Source organism: Salegentibacter salegens (assembly GCF_900142975.1).
Lineage (GTDB): Bacteria > Bacteroidota > Bacteroidia > Flavobacteriales > Flavobacteriaceae > Salegentibacter > Salegentibacter salegens.
The window spans coordinates 2,151,508-2,168,170 of the sequence record NZ_LT670848.1; the positions used below are offsets into that span (position 1 = coordinate 2,151,508).

The 16,663-nt window shown below is 37.9% G+C and carries 12 protein-coding genes and 1 pseudogene; 6 read left to right on the forward strand and 7 right to left on the reverse strand.

All coding sequences use genetic code 11. The features are described from left to right. Positions 1-93: 93 nt before the first annotated feature. A pseudogene (locus B5488_RS09640) lies at positions 94-1,333 on the forward strand (APC family permease). A gap of 60 nt (positions 1,334-1,393) precedes the next feature. On the opposite strand, the gene nadB reads toward B5488_RS09640, so the two are convergent. Beyond that, on the reverse strand, positions 1,394-2,926 hold the full coding sequence (gene nadB / locus B5488_RS09645) for an L-aspartate oxidase (RefSeq protein ID WP_079735070.1): 1,533 nt from the start codon (positions 2,924-2,926) through the stop codon (positions 1,394-1,396). A 3-nt stretch (positions 2,927-2,929) separates the two neighbouring features. Further along, the gene (gene nadA, locus B5488_RS09650; protein ID WP_170065310.1) at positions 2,930-3,874 is read right to left on the reverse strand and encodes a quinolinate synthase NadA; all 945 of its coding nucleotides are present in this window, start codon (positions 3,872-3,874) and stop codon (positions 2,930-2,932) included. Positions 3,875-4,152: 278 nt separating this feature from the next. Here nadA and B5488_RS09655 point away from each other — a divergent pair, with 278 nt between their 5' ends. Then, the gene (locus B5488_RS09655; RefSeq protein ID WP_079735071.1) at positions 4,153-5,118 is read left to right on the forward strand and encodes a DUF438 domain-containing protein; all 966 of its coding nucleotides are present in this window, start codon (positions 4,153-4,155) and stop codon (positions 5,116-5,118) included. Positions 5,119-5,209: 91 nt separating this feature from the next. Here the strand turns inward: B5488_RS09655 and B5488_RS09660 are convergent, their stop codons facing one another. The 5 genes from B5488_RS09660 to B5488_RS09680 all read right to left on the reverse strand — a co-directional run bounded on the left by B5488_RS09660 (position 5,210) and on the right by B5488_RS09680 (position 11,019). After that, a complete protein-coding gene (locus tag B5488_RS09660) occupies positions 5,210-5,824 on the reverse strand; it encodes a nucleotidyltransferase family protein (protein ID WP_079735072.1) in 615 nt (204 codons plus the stop codon). Further along, a complete protein-coding gene (locus tag B5488_RS09665) occupies positions 5,821-6,975 on the reverse strand; it encodes an XdhC family protein (protein WP_079735073.1) in 1,155 nt (384 codons plus the stop codon). The genes B5488_RS09660 and B5488_RS09665 overlap by 4 nt, the downstream gene beginning before the upstream one ends. Continuing rightward, complete coding sequence (locus tag B5488_RS09670; RefSeq protein WP_079735074.1) at positions 6,972-8,126, reverse strand: cysteine desulfurase family protein; 1,155 nt, start codon at positions 8,124-8,126, stop codon at positions 6,972-6,974. The genes B5488_RS09665 and B5488_RS09670 overlap by 4 nt, the downstream gene beginning before the upstream one ends. A 130-nt stretch (positions 8,127-8,256) precedes the next feature. After that, positions 8,257-10,533 (reverse strand): xanthine dehydrogenase family protein molybdopterin-binding subunit, encoded by a 2,277-nt coding sequence (locus tag B5488_RS09675; protein ID WP_079735075.1) that lies wholly within the window; start codon positions 10,531-10,533, stop codon positions 8,257-8,259. A 27-nt stretch (positions 10,534-10,560) separates the two neighbouring features. Continuing rightward, positions 10,561-11,019, reverse strand: coding sequence for a (2Fe-2S)-binding protein (locus B5488_RS09680; protein WP_079735076.1), 459 nt, complete (start codon positions 11,017-11,019; stop codon positions 10,561-10,563). A 292-nt stretch (positions 11,020-11,311) separates the two neighbouring features. Between B5488_RS09680 and nirB the strand changes: the two genes are divergently transcribed. Genes nirB through B5488_RS09700 form a run of 4 tightly spaced genes read left to right on the forward strand, consistent with a single transcriptional unit; the run spans position 11,312 to position 16,656 of the window. Next, positions 11,312-13,822 carry a nitrite reductase large subunit NirB gene (gene nirB, locus B5488_RS09685; protein WP_079735077.1) on the forward strand — a complete coding sequence of 837 codons (2,511 nt, stop codon included), beginning with the start codon at positions 11,312-11,314 and terminating at the stop codon, positions 13,820-13,822. 45 nt (positions 13,823-13,867) lie between these two features. Next, on the forward strand, positions 13,868-14,245 hold the full coding sequence (gene nirD, locus B5488_RS09690) for a nitrite reductase small subunit NirD (RefSeq protein ID WP_079735078.1): 378 nt from the start codon (positions 13,868-13,870) through the stop codon (positions 14,243-14,245). 11 nt (positions 14,246-14,256) lie between these two features. Next, positions 14,257-14,835 carry a DUF4202 domain-containing protein gene (locus B5488_RS09695; protein WP_079735079.1) on the forward strand — a complete coding sequence of 193 codons (579 nt, stop codon included), beginning with the start codon at positions 14,257-14,259 and terminating at the stop codon, positions 14,833-14,835. A gap of 3 nt (positions 14,836-14,838) precedes the next feature. Further along, positions 14,839-16,656, forward strand: coding sequence for a sensor histidine kinase (locus tag B5488_RS09700; RefSeq protein WP_079735080.1), 1,818 nt, complete (start codon positions 14,839-14,841; stop codon positions 16,654-16,656). Positions 16,657-16,663 lie beyond the last annotated feature (7 nt).

Consider the following 16,663-nt stretch of genomic DNA (forward strand, 5'->3'; position numbering starts at 1 on the left):
CCAACAATTCCATAAATTCAAATAGAATGTTATTTTTTATTTAGATGAAGTTAAAAGTTTAGCCATTCATAACATAAAATTTAAATTGTAGCTATGGGAAAAAAGAAACTTAAAAGATCCCTGGGATTATGGGATATATTAATGTTTGGAATTGGCGGTATAGTAGGCGCCGGGATATATGCAATTATTGGAGAAGCAGCAGCCCTTGGGGGTAATATGCTTTGGCTAAGCTTTATTATTGCTGCAACAGTGGCGCTTTTATCCGGCTTATCTTACGCCGAATTTGTTAGTCGATTTCCCGATTCCGGAGGTAGTTTTGAATATATTAAACAAAGTCTGGGCAAAAAGCCGGCTTTTTTTTATGTCTATTTTTATGGTATTTACCGGCGTGGTAGCGGCAGCTGCCATTGCTATTAGCTTTGCCAGTTACCTCACAAGATTATGGGAATTTTCCACGTGGATAATTGTAATAGGTGTTGTGGCGTTAATGGCCTTATTCAATATTTTTGGTGCCAAATACAGTTCTTACTATAACTCGGTGGCAACTATTATAACTCTTGCAGGACTGGGCGTAGTGATTGCCGTTTGTATTCCCGAGTTTGGCTCTACAGATCTTACTCAACTTAATGATGCTGGCTGGAATGGTATTATAGCCGGTGGTGCATTAATTTTCTTTAGTTATATAGGTTTTGAAGATCTTGTAAAAATGGCAGAAGAAACTAAAAATCCCGAGAAAAATATGCCGAAAGGTGTTCTTTTAAGTGGTTTGGCCGTGTTGGTAATGTATGTACTCATTGCAATAAGTTCTGTGAGTGTTTTAGACTGGGAAAAGCTTGCAGAATCAGAAGGGCCATTGGCGGCAGTAATAGAAACTAAATTAGGTACAGCTGGTGCTACTGGATTGGTTATAGTAGCTCTTTTTGCAACAAGTAAAACAATACTGAGTAATATACTGGGGACCTCTCGCCTACTTTACGATATGGCCAGGGATAGTGAGGTAAAATGGCTGAAGAAGTTTACAACCATTTCAGGAATAGGGAATGCCCCCAATTACGCCATCATTGCCATAGCATTTCTGGCTATTGGCTTCGGGCTGATAGGAGATTTAAAAATGGTAGCCAGTATCAGTAATATTTTTATTTTTATAGTCTTTGGGATGGTGAATTTTTCGTTATTAATCTTTCGGTATAAAAACAGAAAAAATAAGAAAAAAGCCCCTTTTCATATTCCTTTGAATGTAAATAATATTCCTATACCTACCATTCTTGCGTTACTTACCATTCTTATTTTATTTGGCTACAACCTATATAATCTAACCCAGGGAAATATGTAGAGTAAAAACTTATAAAAATGAAGCTTGATATCAGTAAATCAGAAAAGTTATATTTCCTGGTTATACCGGATACTTAAAAATTTCATTATTATTAAAAAACTTGTATTTAATCGCATGTTGAACAACTAATATTGCTGTTTGAATCATATTTTTCAGCTCAAAAAATTCCGGATTCTTGTTCCCTGATAATTTTTCAAGTTCTTCTTCTAAAAATCTCAATTTTACCAGTGCTTTTTTCTTTTTCTTTTCCTCGGAAGTATAAAGTAGATTATAACTCATGATTCGGTTTAAATCTTTTTCAAGATTCGTTAGAATATCACTTTCTTTTCCGGTTTCTTTATTTTGATGAACTACTTCTTGCTGAAGCTCTTGAATCGGGATTGAATCTAATTCACTTACCACCTTATTTGCAGCCTGGTGAGAAAATACCAGTGCTTCCAACAAAGAATTAGAAGCCAGCCTGTTTGCCCCATGTAAGCCGGTGTGTGCACATTCTCCCGAAGCATACAACTTATTAATGCTGGTTCTTGTGAACTGATCTACCTGAATTCCGCCACATTGATAATGAGCGGCTGGCACAATAGGGAGAAGATCTTCTTGAAAATTAATGCCTAAATCTAAACAATGTTGTACAATAGTTGGAAAATTACTTATGAAAGCTTCGGGAGGAAGATGACGGCAATCCAGAAACACTGAATTTCTACCTGATCGTTTCAATTCTCTTATAATCGCTTCAGAAACTATATCGCGCGTGGCCAGTTCTCCCTTAATATTATATTTAAAGAGAAATCTATTTCCGGTATGGTTCACCACGTGTGCCCCAAAACCTCTAACGGCTTCAGAAATAAGGAATAATGAATGTTGGTCTTTTGTATAAAGTGCGGTAGGATGAAATTGAATAAAATTCATATTTGATATTTTCGCGCCGGCTCGATGCGCCATAGCTATCCCATCTCCTGTTGCAACTGACGGATTGGTGGTGTTTTGAAATATCCTGCCACTTCCACCGGTGGCAAGAAAAGTAATACGGGAACTAATATTTACCAGTTCACTCTTTTGCCTGTTTATCACCTTTACTCCTATACAGGATGTACTAGATTCTTCTTTTTTCAGAATTAAATCGGTTACAAAATAATGATCGTGAAAAATTATATTTGAATAAGATGCTGCTTTTTGAAGCAGCTTTGTCTCCATCTCTTTTCCCGTAAGATCCTGATGATGTACAATACGTTTTTGCGAATGGCCACCTTCAAGTCCAAGTTTCAGCTCGCCCAGTTCATTAGCATCAAAGCTGGTGCCCCAATTAATAAGCTCATACAACCTCTCTGGGGCCTGCGAAATTACCATTTTCACAACTTTGGGATCACTAAGGCCCTTGCCGGCTTTCATTGTATCCTCTATATGTTGTTCAAAACTATCCCTTACTTTATCGAGTACTACCGCAATTCCCCCTTGTGCTTTTGTGGTATTTCCTACCTCATTATTACTCTTTGTTAGTACCAGAATAATTGCCTCGGGTTTTGCTGCCGCAACTTTAATTGCAAATGATAAACCTGCAATTCCTGAACCTATAACTATAACATCTGCTTTCATAAATTACAATTCCATCATACGTGCTATTGGCCTGTGAGCATTTTTCATCAGGCTTTCTTCGAGTATTATTTCGGGAGATTCTTCCTTTAGGCAGGTGTATAATTTCTGTAGTGTATTCATTTTCATAAACGCACATTCACTGCAAGCGCAGGTATTATCTTCTTTTGCCGGTGCTGGAATCAAGGTTTTATGTGGTACATCCATTTGCATTTGGTGTAGAATTCCTGCTTCAGTAGCTACAATAAAAGTTTCATGCTTACTGGATTTAACGAAATTGAGCATTCCTGAAGTAGAGCCTATGTAATTGGCAATCTTAAGAATATGCTCTTCTGATTCTGGATGAGCTATAATTTTAGCTGAAGGATACTTCCCGTACAATTCCAGCAATTTATCTATAGAAAAAGCTTCGTGTACAACACACGCGCCATCCCAGAGTAACATTTTCCTGCCGGTTTTTTCTATTAAATAACGGCCCAGGTTCTTATCTGGCGCAAAAATGATTGGTTTATCTAAAGGAATAGAATTTATCACCTTTTCAGCATTGGAAGAGGTACAAACAACATCACTCATTGCTTTAATTTCAGCAGAACAATTAATATAAGTTACCACCACGTGATTTGGATATTGATCTTTTAATTTCTGAAAAGCTCCCGGAGGACAACTTTCAGCTAAAGAACAACCCGCGTTAAGATCGGGTAAAAGAACTTTTTTAGAGGGATTAAGAATTTTGGCCGTTTCAGCCATAAAATGCACGCCGGCGAAAACAATAATATCAGCATTGGTTGCAGCCGCCTTTTTTGCCAACTCTAAACTATCTCCAACAAAATCGGCGATCTCCTGGATTTCAGGTTCCTGGTAATAATGAGCCAGGATCACGGCATTTTTTGCTTTTTTTAATATGGAAATCTCGTCTTGCAGTGATAGTTTATTTTCCGTTAACATATTCATTATTATTATTTTTAATAAAAAAAGAGTTCTGGATTTATAGAAAACTTAAGCTTCTGAGACTTTCAGAAACATACAATCGGAGTAAAATTAAAGCGATTTTACTCTGCGTTTTATGACCTTAATCAGGAAAAAAGAAGTTCTTATAAATTCTGAATTTTTCTTCCGTATTAAGAAATTCAACGTTTACAGTTATTTATACAAATTATTAGAATGTGATTGCGATCATAAATTTGTAGACACCTGAAAATCTTTCTTTGTAAAAATTAAATTTTACAGAAATGAATGAAACGATTGATACTTCTCAACTTCCCGCAGGACATCCGGTAAGCGTATATTTCCAGGAAAAAGAATTGATCACCATACTTACAGAAGAACTAAAGCTTACCGATCCAGCCTCTGAATACCAGAAATTCTATAATATTTTTAATCAATTGCAAGCTATAGAAAGGCGTTTTGAGCGGAAGGAGAATCAACTATTCCCCTTTTTGGAAAAAAGAGGCTGGAATGGTCCTTCGCAGGGAATGTGGTCTTTTCACGACACTTTAAGGGAGCAGTTTAGATTATTGAGAAAAAAAATTGAAGCAAAAGAAATAGAAGAATTAGACAAGGATATACAATATCTTATTAGCGGAATTTTTAGATTACTATTAATTGAAGAAACAACGCTTTTTCCAAACTCATTAAAAATATTGACAGAAGAAGACTGGACAAAAGTACGTGCCGGCGAAGAGGAAATAGGATGGATGCTACCGCAGGTTCCACCGGCATTTCCTAATCAGGAATATATACATCCCAGTAAGGATTTTACTAAAAGAGAACATTCATTTTCCCTTGAGAATACCGCTCACTATGATGAGGGTTATATGACTGTAGAACAGGTGAATCTGCTTCTTAAAACTATGCCGTTAGACCTCACTTATGTAGATAAAAATGATAAAGTTATATTTTACAATCGTGGAGAAGAACGGGTATTCCCCCGAAGCGCGGGCATCATTGGCCGGGAAGTAAAATTTTGTCATCCTCCAAGAAGTGTAGGGACCGTTTTAAAAATTCTGGAAGAATTTAAAAAAGGCACCAAAAGTGAATCATCTTTCTGGATTAATTTTAAAGGGCGCCTTATTTACATTAGGTATTTTGCTGTTAGAGACGCGCAAAAAAATTACCAGGGTGTAATTGAAATGTCACAGGATATTACCGATATTAAGAATATAGAAGGGGAAAAACGCTTACTGGACTGGGATTAAAATTAGGAATAGAAACGAATAAATATTATAAAATTAAAACTGAGTTTTGCTCAGTATTTCTTGTGAAAGGTAGTAATAAAGTGCTATAAACCTAATTAAATTTTTCTTCCATTTTCTTTAGTAATTCAACATCGGCAGCAGTATCCACATCAAAATTTGCATTTTCAAAAGGCACAGTTTCAAATTTCAGGTTCTTAGTATGGAGCAGTTTTTTCGCTCCCTGGTCCCCTTTTAGCATTTTTAAATCGGAAAAAAGTGATTGGGAGAATATAGCCGGCACACCAGTTTCGCCTGAATATTCTGAAAATGTTGCCGGTTTATCGCCATTGAGTTGTACTTGTACTAATTCCTCAATTTTCTGTGCAGTTACAAAGGGTTGATCTGAAAGCAGGATAAGAATATAATCCAGCTCATTTTCGAGTTTTAAAGCTTCAGAAATTCCTTTGCCTATGCTCGTGCCCATTCCCTTTTCCCATTCCTGGTTGTACACGATTTGGAAATTCCTACACTCAGTTTTCATTTCAATTTCCGTTGCATTTGCTCCTAAAACTAGAATATTGATGGCAAAATTGAAAGATTCTGCAACCTCAATACTATGCTGAAGTAATGTTTTTTTTCTGAATTTTACCAGTTGTTTTGGATAACCAAGTCTACTGGAAGAACCTGCTGCCAGAATTACCACGCCAATTTTTGAATTTTCTTTCAAATCTGGACCTGCTTAAAATGGGTATTCTCTTTTTCGTGAATAGGTGTCGATTTTTCTCTTAAGGGTCTCCCCTTCTTTTCGGTTAAAACCGATTGAATTTCTGCCAAAATTGAAAGTCCTATTTCTGCGGGCGTCTCCGCCCCTATCTCCAAACCTACAGGAGCATAAATTTTATTAAAATCTTCACGGGTAAGATTAAATCCTTCTTCCTCCAGTTCATCTAACATTCTTCGATACTTTTTCTGTGGGCCAAGAATTCCAATATATGGGATTGTCTTTTTCCCTAATAGTAACTTTAAAACCGCCAGGTCATAATTGTAATTATGGCTCATCAACACAAAGTAGCTTCGTTGGTCTACTTCAATATTCTCCAGGGTTTGTTCAGGTTTGGAAACAATTACTCTGCAGGAAGCATTAAACCGGTCTTTACTGGCGTGAGTAGGTCGGCCATCAGTTACCGTTACCTTCCAGCCCAATAAATCGGCCTGTTTCGCCAGGATTTGAGCATCATTACCGGCACCAACAATAATCAATTTCACCGGTGGCCGATAATTCTCTATAAAAATATGATGAGTTTCATCCCCAATTAAAAATTCTGCGAAGTGGGAATTATTATTTTTAAGCGTTATAAGTGCTTGTGCAAGGATATGATTAAATAATTCCCCTTCCGGACTTATGCCAATAACTTCTGATTTACCTGAAATTATCATTTTAGTTCCCAGTTGTGCTTTTGATTTATTCAGATTAAACTGTACCACGATTGCCAAAGGATGCTTCAGATTAATTACATTTTTTAGCAACTCACAGGGATTAAGTTCATCTAGATAATTAAGCGGTTCAAACAACACCTGAATAATCCCATTGCACCCTAACTGAGCTCCAATTACCGCATCATCTTCATCACTGGTATCATAGGTAATCAGTTTATTTTTTCGCTGATGCAATGCATGGAGTGCTTTTCGCAATGCATCTCCTTCCAAACAACCGCCACTAATTGCTCCCGTAAGATTTCCGAATTCATCTATTAACATTCGTGCTCCAGCTCTTCGGTAAGATGAACCTTCCACATGAACCACTGTTGCAAGAACGCAATCTACCTTTTGTGCCTTCAAAAGTATATATTGCCCTATAATAACATCCAGTTCTCTCATACCATTGTCTGCTTAAACTCCTCTATGCCATTAGTTATCTCTTCAACCGAAAATTCAATATCTGCAAGAGTTGTTTTCTTTCCTAAACTAATACGAAAAGACGAAAGCGCGAGCTCATCACTTAATCCCATTGCTTTTAAAACATGGGAAGCTGAAATTGTATTTGAGGTACAGGCTGAGCCACGTGAGATAGCGAGACTATTCAGTTTTCTTAATAAAAGGCTGCCATCTATCTCTCGAAAAGAGATACTGGTAGTATTTGGAAGTCGGTTACATTTTTCAGCATTAATTACAGCTCCCTCAATTTTTCTTAAATTCCTTTCTAATTTATTCCTCAGGTTTATAATTCTCTCACACTCAATTTCAGTTTCTAAATGGGCAACCTCAGCGGCTTTTCCAAAACCAACAATTCCCGGCACGTTTAGGGTACCGGGGCGTAATCTTTTTTCTTGTCCGCCACCAAAAAAGTATGGATCAAGTTCAAGTCTATTTCTTTTATTAATATACAAGGCTCCAACCCCTTTAGGCCCGTAAATTTTATGGGAAGAAAAGATAGCCAGGTCTAAATTCAGCTTTTTGAGATCAACAGGAATTTTACCGATAGCCTGTGTAATGTCACTCATCAATTTCGTGTCTTTTGAATGGACTATTTTTTCAATTTTTTGCATTGGGTGAATGAGTCCTGTTTCATTATTCGCCAGCATAAGACAAACCAAAATAGTTTGGGTACTCATTGAATTCTCTAATTCCTGAAGATCAATATTCCCATCGGCATCTACATCCAGGTAAGTAACTTCAAAACCCCTATTTTCAAGCACTTGCATGGTATCTAGAATGGCTTTATGCTCAGTTTTGCAGGTAATAATATGATTTCCTTTCAACTTATTTCTCTCACAAAAACCGAATATGGCGAGATTAGCAGCTTCGGTAGCACCAGAGGTGAAAGTGAGTTCTGTAGGTTTACAGTTTAACAATTTGGCAATTTGCTCCCTGGAGTTTTCAACAGCTTCACCGGCATCCCATCCATAAACATGGTCACTATTGGCGTTTCCAAAATTTTCAGTAAAATATGGCAGCATAGCATCAACCACTCTTTTGTCTACAGGAGTAGTTGCATTATAATCCAAATAAATTTTCTTCTTTACTGACATTACTTTGAAATTTCTATGTAAAATGAGGTCCATTGTAAAAGGGAAGATCTTTAAAAATTCCCTTTCAATTTATTTCACTTTAAGCAAAGTTTGATGTTTCACTAAGTGATTTCTTAATTTTTGTTTCAGCTTAGGTTTTTATTTCCCGGCTTTCAGTATTTATTTCGGGTAGAAAAGGTTGCTTGTAAATTCTTTTTCCGCTTGCCTTGTAAAGCGCATTGGCCAATGCTCCCTGCACCGGCGGAAATGGTGGCTCCCCAAGCCCTGTGGGGTCTATGCCGTTTTTAACAAAATGTACATCAATTTGCTTCGGCGCTTCGTGATGACGAATAAGCCGGTAAGAATCAAAATTGTTTTGTTGGACAACACCATCTTTAAATGTTAGCTCACTATATAAAGCGTGTCCAATTCCATCAATAGTTCCACCTTCAACCATATTTTTAGCGGCATCAGGATTTACCACAATTCCGCAGTCTATCGCACAGGTAACTTTATCTATTATTGGTTCATTATCTTTTAAATTCAGGTCCAGGATCTGTGCAACGTAAGAATTATGGCAGTAATACGCTGCCACTCCCCTGCTGGCGGTAGTGCCATTACTATTCCAGCCGGCTTTATCTCTTACCAACTCTAAAACTCCTGCATAACGAGCGGGATCATAATCATTATTTTCTCCTACGGGATCACTTTTTGCTCTCTTAAGCATATCAAGACGAAACTGAATAGGATCCTGCCCCATTTCTTCAGCAAGTTCATCTAAAAACGATTGTTCTGCCCCGGCAATAAAATTTGATCTGGGTGCTCTAAATGCTCCTGTAGAAATATTTGATTCTACCGTCCAGCTTTCGGCAAGATAGTTATCTACCGCTCCTGCCGGAAAACGATTGGCAAAAAGCGGACTTTCAGTTATACCACCGGCATTCACGTGAAAGGCGGTAAGCTTATTATTCCCATCTAGTGCAGCCTTATAAGTAACCTGATAGGCAGGCCGATAAACGCCATTGGTCATATCATCTTCCCGACTATATACAAGTTTTATTGGCGCTCCCATTTTATGGGAAATAACTGCAGCTTCAACCAAAAAATTTCCATAAAGCCGGCGACCAAATCCACCGCCCATACGAGTCATTTGTATATCAATATTTTCAAGGTCTAACCCTAATCGTTTATTTACACTCTTTTCAGCAAACTCCGGAGTTTGAATAGGCCCCAGCAACTCTGCTTTCTCATCGGTTACATCGGCAAAAAAGTTCATGGGTTCCATACAATTATGAGCAAGAAAAGGACAGGTATAAGAACGTTCAATTACGCGCGAGGCATTTTTAAAAGCCGCTTCCGGTTCGCCATCTTTTCTCACAACTTCAGATTTTGTGGAACCGGCCTGATTCATTAGAGAGTAATGAATATCTGAGTTTTCGAGTCCACCGGAATCTGCCAAAGCTGGGGATTTTTCTAAAATTTGAATTTGTTTTGTCAATTCAGGATTTAGATCCCATTCAACTTTTAATGCTTTTTTTGCCTTCATTACCTGCCAGGTTGATTCCCCAACAACTACCACCAATTTAGAAAACGCAGCTACGTCACTCCATTCCCTTTCCATATCTTCCGGATAAGTATCTATAGTAAAAACATCTACTATTCCGGGCATTTCCTTTACTTTTTCAGCATCCATAGATTTAAACTCCATCCCGAAGGCCGGCGGCTGAAGAATCATAGCGATTAGCATATCATCACGATGAATATCAATACCATATAAAGGTTTTCCTGTAACAATTTCTTTGGCGTCTACATTTTCACGTGAAGTACCTATTATTTTAAAATCACTATTCTCTTTAAGTTCAACTTCCTCAGGCACTTCAAGCTGTCCGGCTGCTTTAGCTATCTCGCCGTATCCTATAGATTTATCACTTCCTTTATGACTAATAATTCCATTTTCCACAGAAAGTTCAGAAACCGGTACGTCCCATTCATTTGCCGCTGCCCTAATTAACATTTGTTTAGCCGTGGCACCTGCCATTCTTAAAGGCTCCCATCCCTGGCGAATTGATTGGCTTCCGCCGGCCAATTGCCTGGTAAAAACATCAAGATTTAAAGGTGCCTGTTCTACGATTACATTACTCCAGGCTACATCAAGTTCTTCGGCCACGATCATAGGCATAGAAGTCTTAACATTTTGACCTATTTCAGGATTTGGAGAATAAATAGTAACAATCCCATTATCTCCTATTTTTAAATAACCATTAAGTTCAAACCACTCATCTGGCATTTCCATCGCTATTTCTTCTGTTCCTTGCTCTGCCGCACGTTTACAAGCCAGCCAGTTAAAACCTATTAATAATCCACCTCCGGCAAGAGAAATACTTTTAATAAAAGATCGTCTGCCTATTCCTGTTTTTACTTTACTCATTTTTTCCGGATTTAATTGTAATCACATTTAAACTGATTGGGAAGCTGATTTGATAGCCGCTTTTATCCTCGTATATGTACCACATCGGCAAATATTGCCGCTCATTACATCTTCAATTTCTTTATCGCTGGGACTGGGATTATTTTTTAGAAGTGCGGTGGCTGCCATAATCTGCCCGGCCTGGCAATAACCGCATTGAGGCACGTCATGTTCCAACCAGGCTTTTTGCACCGGATGATCACCTTCTTTAGAAAGACCTTCTATAGTAGTAATTTCATTATCTTTTACCGCTGAAATTGCCACCTGACAGGATCTTACTGCTGAGCCATTAAAATGAACAGTGCAGGCACCACATTGTGCTATTCCACAGCCATATTTTGTGCCCACAAGCTTTAAATTGTCTCTCAAAACCCATAGTAAAGGGGTATCTGGCTCTACATCTACCGATAGATTCTTGCCATTTATATTAACATCAAACTGCGCCATGCTTTTTTAGTTTTAGTTGAAGAGCTATTAAAGTATAAAAAAAATCGTTTAGATCGCTGTTTTCAAGTATAAAAAAGCCCTTTCTCTTATTTCCCAGAATTAGATTTAAGGCTAAATAAAATCTTCTAGTAAAAAAGTCAATTTAAAAAATACTCTTTTTCGCTATCAAAAAATACTGATTTTTTATTTATAAGCTTCTATTTTTCACAATATCATTTTTCTACGAACAAAATTCATTTTCATACGTATTTATACGTATTTTTACTTAAATTTGAATCAAACTTACGTAGTTATGAGAAAAGTAGTTGTAGTAGGAAATGGAATGGTTGGTTATAAATTCTGCGAGAAATTTATGGCCAGGCCAGATAGGGAAAACTATCAAATAGAGGTGTTTGGAGAAGAACCGAGTCCAGCTTACGATAGGGTTCACCTTAGTGAATATTTCTCAGAGAAAGGAAAGAACGATCTACTCCTGGCTCCAAGAAGTTGGTATGAAGATCATGGTATCAAACTACGTACTTCTTCTCTTATTTCAGAAATCAATACAAATAAAAAAGAAGTGCTTACCTATAAAGGGGAAAAAGTGATCTATGATTATCTTGTACTTGCAACGGGTTCTTCGGCTTTTATTCCACCAATAAAAGGTTCAGAAAAAACAGGAGTTTTTGTTTATCGTACTACAGAAGATCTGGATGCTATAAAAACCTATGCGAAAAAACTTCAGAAGAAAAACAAATCAAAAGCCACGGTGCTGGGCGGCGGACTTTTAGGCTTGGAAGCGGCCAATGCAGCCCAAGAACTGGGTTTGGACACCAGCGTAGTAGAATTCGCGCCACGGTTGATGCCAAGGCAGTTAGACGAAGCTGGTAGTAATACCCTTATACGTAAAATTGAAAGTTTAGGTATAAAAATTTTGACCAATAAAGCTACTTCAGAAATAAGTGGTAAAGAGGAAATTGATGCGCTTACATTTTCAGATGGTTCCAGGCACGAAACCGATATGCTTATTATTTCTGCAGGAATTAGGCCTCGGGATGAACTGGCAAAATCTGGCGGACTTAAAACTGGCGAGCGTGGAGGAATATTCGTTACTAATAAGATGGAAACTTCAGCAAAAGATGTTTATGCCATTGGGGAGGCTGCGCTTTACAACAACGCTATCTACGGTCTTGTTGCCCCGGGATATAATATGGCCGAGGTTGCCGTTTCTCAAATTTGTGGGGAAAATAAAACTATGGCCGATCATATTGATATGTCTACCCAGTTAAAACTAATTGGCACCGATGTGGCTAGTTTTGGCGATCCGTTTATTGAAAATGAAGAAGTTTCTGCTATTATCTACGAAAATAAACAAAGCGGGATTTATAAACGTATAAACGTATCCCTGGATGGTAAAAAATTGCTTGGTGGAATCCTTGTGGGCGATGCTTCAGATTATCAGAATTTATTTCAGATATATATCAACGAAATGAAACTGCCTGAAAATCCTGAAGATCTTATTTTGGGCAGTCGCGGTGGTGAAAATACGTCTGTTGGTTCAGTAATCGAGTTACCAGATACCGCACAAATTTGTTCTTGTGAGGCCATTTCGAAAGGAGATATCTGTAATCCCATAGAGTCTGGGGAATGCTGCTCTATGGATGATGTAGTGGCCAGAACAAAAGCCTCTACGGGTTGTGGTGGTTGCAAACCTATGGTTACAGATCTTTTTAACACTACCATGAAATCCCTTGGAAAAGAAGTAAAAGAGGTGATTTGCGAACACTTTGATTTTAACCGCCAGGAACTTTTTGATTTGGTGAAAATCAATAAAGTCAAAGGTTTTGATGAAGCGCTAAACCTCTTTGGGAAAGGTCATGGTTGTGAAAAATGTAAGCCGGTTTTGGCTTCAATTTTTGCAAGTATTACTATGGAAACCGCCAATAAACAGGTTACCATTCAGGATAGTAACGACAGGTTTTTGGCCAATATTCAACGAAACGGGACTTATTCTATCGTTCCACGTGTACCGGGCGGTGAAATTACCCCAGATAAATTAATGACCTTAGGAGCCGTCGCCAAGAAATTTGACCTTTATACTAAAATCACCGGCGGGCAACGTATAGATCTTTTTGGTGCCGAACTACACCAACTGCCCCTAATTTGGAAAGAATTAATTGATGCCGGCTTTGAAAGTGGGCATGCTTACGGAAAATCTCTACGAACAGTTAAAAGTTGCGTGGGCTCTACCTGGTGCCGCTTTGGGATGCATGAAAGCGTAAGTTTTGCCATTCAAATTGAAGAACGCTATCGAGGGCTGCGTTCACCGCATAAATTAAAAGGTGGGGTTTCTGGCTGCATTCGCGAATGTGCTGAAGCCCGCGGAAAAGATTTTGGTATCATTGCCGTTGAATCTGGGTGGAATCTATACGTCTGCGGAAATGGAGGCGCCACCCCAAAACACGCCATTTTACTCGCTGAAGGTTTAGACGATGAAACCACCATAAAATACCTTGATAGATTTTTGATGTATTATATCCGTACGGCTGCACCATTAATGCGTACCGCGCCCTGGCTGGAGAAATTAGACGGTGGTATTGAACATCTTAAAAAAGTAGTGATTAAAGATTCTTTAGGTATTGCCGAAGATCTGGAAAAAGAAATGCAGGGCTTAATTACCAATTACGAATGTGAATGGAAACAGGCAATTGAAGATCCTGAAATGATGAAGCGTTTTAAACACTTTGTCAATTCAGATGAAGGAGACAATAATATTAGTTATGTACCCCTTCGCGATCAAAAAATGCCTAAGGCCTGGACCTAAGTTTTCCTTTTTCAAACCAACTCCTAATTTCAAACTTTAAAAACAATGCAAGAATTATTAGCTCAATACCAAAGTGTAACGGCTCCAGAAGTACTTAAATGGATAAATGTTGGGAAAGCTAAGGATTTTCCTAAAAATGGTGGCGCCTGTATAAAATATAAAAACAAGCAAATTGCGGTATTTAATTTCACACGCGAAGCAACATGGTATGCCTGCCAAAATCTTTGTCCGCATAAACTTGAAATGGTTATCTCCCGGGGAATGATAGGTGATAAAGAGGGAATTCCAAAAGTGGCCTGCCCTATGCACAAAAAAACCTTTTCTTTAAAAGACGGGAATAATCTTAATGGTGAAGATTACAAAATTGCAGTCTATCCGGTTAAAATTGAAGCAGAAAATGTCTATATTGGTTTTATAGATTAAGACACCTCCCAATGAGTAAATTCCAGGAAGCCATAAAACGAATAGACAATAGAAATGCTCAAGATCCTAATTTGGAAATAGCAAACGGAAAAGAATTTCCGAAAGAATTATTGTATTCACAACGAATGACAAATAAGTTACTGGATTTTCATCCGCAGGCTTCCGAAGAATTACAAATTGCAGTCCGTGCGCAGCATATTTGTCGCTGGACAGTTCCACGAGACACCTATCCAAAAAATAGAATTGGATATTTAAAATGGCGCGAAGGTCTTAAAAAAACCCACGCTGAAATCACTGATGAAATTCTTGAAGAAGTAGGCTATGATAAAGATTTTCGTGACCGAGTTTCATTTTTAATCAAGAAAAAGCAGATTAAAAAAGACGAAGGTTCTCAAGTTATGGAAGATGTGGTGTGCCTGGTTTTTCTTGAACATTATTTTGAAGCTTTTGCGGCAAAACATAATGATGAGAAAATAATAGACATTGTAAAGAAAACCTGGGCTAAAATGTCGCCCAAAGGTCATAAAGCCGCCCTAAAACTTCCCCTTTCCGCACATAGTGAAACTTTAATACAAGAAGCTTTAAAATAAATAATGGCGTCGCATAGCTCTCTAGACCAACATACATTTATAAAACTTAGAAAGCTATATATTCTGGCGCTAACAGCTATTGCGCTTTCGGTAATTATAAGTCAGTTATTCATCGGTAAGTTTCTTGAAGAACAGGAAGGTGATTCAAAACTTATCAATATCTCGGGGCGCCAGCGAATGCTAAGCCAGAAAATCACCAAAGAGAGCCTTTTGCTAGCTGAAACCGGAAATATAAACGAACGCCAAAACATTGCAAAAAGCCTGGAAGCAAGCCTTAAACGTTGGACGCATTCTCACAACGTTTTACAGAATGGTAGCGACAGTTTAAATATCGCTTCAGCACAAAGTGATGAAATTAAGCAGAAATTCAATGAAATTCAGCCCTATTTTGATGAAATCAGGAAAGCATCACAAAATTTATTGCTGAAATTAGAAGAAAACCCAGGGCGTCCTATAGAAGATTTTTCAGCTGAAATAATGCAAATCAAGGAAAATGAAGCCGCTTTTCTTGGAATTATGGATGCTATTGTAAATCAATATGATGAGGAAGCCCATACGCGGGTAGAGCGACTTCAAAAACTGGAATTATTTTTAACAATTTTTACGCTTTCAATTCTACTGCTGGAATTTTTCTTCATCTTCTTACCAACCGCTAGAGGGGTTAAAAACAATATTAAAAACCTAATGCACGCAGAATCCCGAGCCGTAAAAATGGCACGTGATGCAGATGCCATAAGCGAAGCCCGTGAAAAATCGGTAAAAGAATTACGTGCACTTGGCCAGGCAATGGATCAAATTTTACTTTTTGCGCGAATTACCCCAAATGGCGATATTTTGCATATAGGCGATCGATTTTCAAAGCTATTTCAGTATAAAAAATTTAATATGGAGACTAAATTCTCCGAAGTCTTATCACCCAAAAAAAATGAACAACTCAATATTGAAAAACTCATTTCAGCCCATAAAAGATCGGGCTGGCAAGGCGAAGTAAAAGCCTCTACAAAAGATAAAAAAGATATTTGGCTGGAGCTATCCATAGTTCCGTTTCAACCAGAAAAAGATAAAACCGAACTTACTATTATTGGAGTAGATATCACCAAGAATAAAGAAGCCCAGCTAACAATTGAAGAACTTACGAGAAGGAGTTACGAAGAAAAAATGCGGCAACAGGGCTTGATTGCTAAAAAAATTATCGAAAACCAGGAGAACGAGCAAAACCGAATTGCAAAAGATATTCACGACGGAATTGGCCAAATGCTCACCGGGCTCAAATATAACCTGGAGAGCATAGATTTTAAATATCCCGAAAAGGCTGAAAGCAAAATTGAAAGTTTAAAGGAATTAAGTACAAAAATTATTAAGGGAGTGCGTGCCGCAACCTTCAATCTAACCCCGCCCGAACTTACTGATCACGGGATAGTACCGGCGCTTCAGAAACTAACCGAAGAACTTTCAAAATTAACAGGAAAAAATATTATTTTATTTAATAAAACCAGTTTTTCCCAACGCCTGGGAAATATTATTGAAATTAATCTTTATCGCATCACTCAGGAAGCCGTGAACAACGCGATAAAATATGCCGATTCTACACATATTATTGTAAGTGTAAGCCACAGTAAGGAAATTTTAAGTATTAGCATTGAAGATAATGGCCAAGGCTTTGACCCAGAAAGTATTGCTTCAGAAAAAAGCGGTAATCGCGGGATGGGACTTACTTTTATGAAAGAGCGTGTGAAATTTATAGACAGCCGATTGTTTATTAATTCCTCTCCTGGGGAAGGCACAAGGGTAACGCTGAATCTTCCACTTCAACAAGATTAAACTTCTA

What these genes read in the sequence shown, in the direction of transcription:
- nadB (WP_079735070.1), bottom strand. Translation starts at nt 2,926, where the DNA reads ATGAAAGCAGATGTTATAGTTATAGGTTCAGGAATTGCAGGTTTATCA.
- nadA (WP_170065310.1), bottom strand. Translation starts at nt 3,874, where the DNA reads ATGAATATGTTAACGGAAAATAAACTATCACTGCAAGACGAGATTTCC.
- B5488_RS09655 (WP_079735071.1), top strand. Translation starts at nt 4,153, where the DNA reads ATGAATGAAACGATTGATACTTCTCAACTTCCCGCAGGACATCCGGTA.
- B5488_RS09665 (WP_079735073.1), bottom strand. Translation starts at nt 6,975, where the DNA reads ATGAGAGAACTGGATGTTATTATAGGGCAATATATACTTTTGAAGGCA.
- B5488_RS09670 (WP_079735074.1), bottom strand. Translation starts at nt 8,126, where the DNA reads ATGTCAGTAAAGAAGAAAATTTATTTGGATTATAATGCAACTACTCCT.
- B5488_RS09675 (WP_079735075.1), bottom strand. Translation starts at nt 10,533, where the DNA reads ATGAGTAAAGTAAAAACAGGAATAGGCAGACGATCTTTTATTAAAAGT.
- B5488_RS09680 (WP_079735076.1), bottom strand. Translation starts at nt 11,019, where the DNA reads ATGGCGCAGTTTGATGTTAATATAAATGGCAAGAATCTATCGGTAGAT.
- nirB (WP_079735077.1), top strand. Translation starts at nt 11,312, where the DNA reads ATGAGAAAAGTAGTTGTAGTAGGAAATGGAATGGTTGGTTATAAATTC.
- nirD (WP_079735078.1), top strand. Translation starts at nt 13,868, where the DNA reads ATGCAAGAATTATTAGCTCAATACCAAAGTGTAACGGCTCCAGAAGTA.
- B5488_RS09695 (WP_079735079.1), top strand. Translation starts at nt 14,257, where the DNA reads ATGAGTAAATTCCAGGAAGCCATAAAACGAATAGACAATAGAAATGCT.
- B5488_RS09700 (WP_079735080.1), top strand. Translation starts at nt 14,839, where the DNA reads ATGGCGTCGCATAGCTCTCTAGACCAACATACATTTATAAAACTTAGA.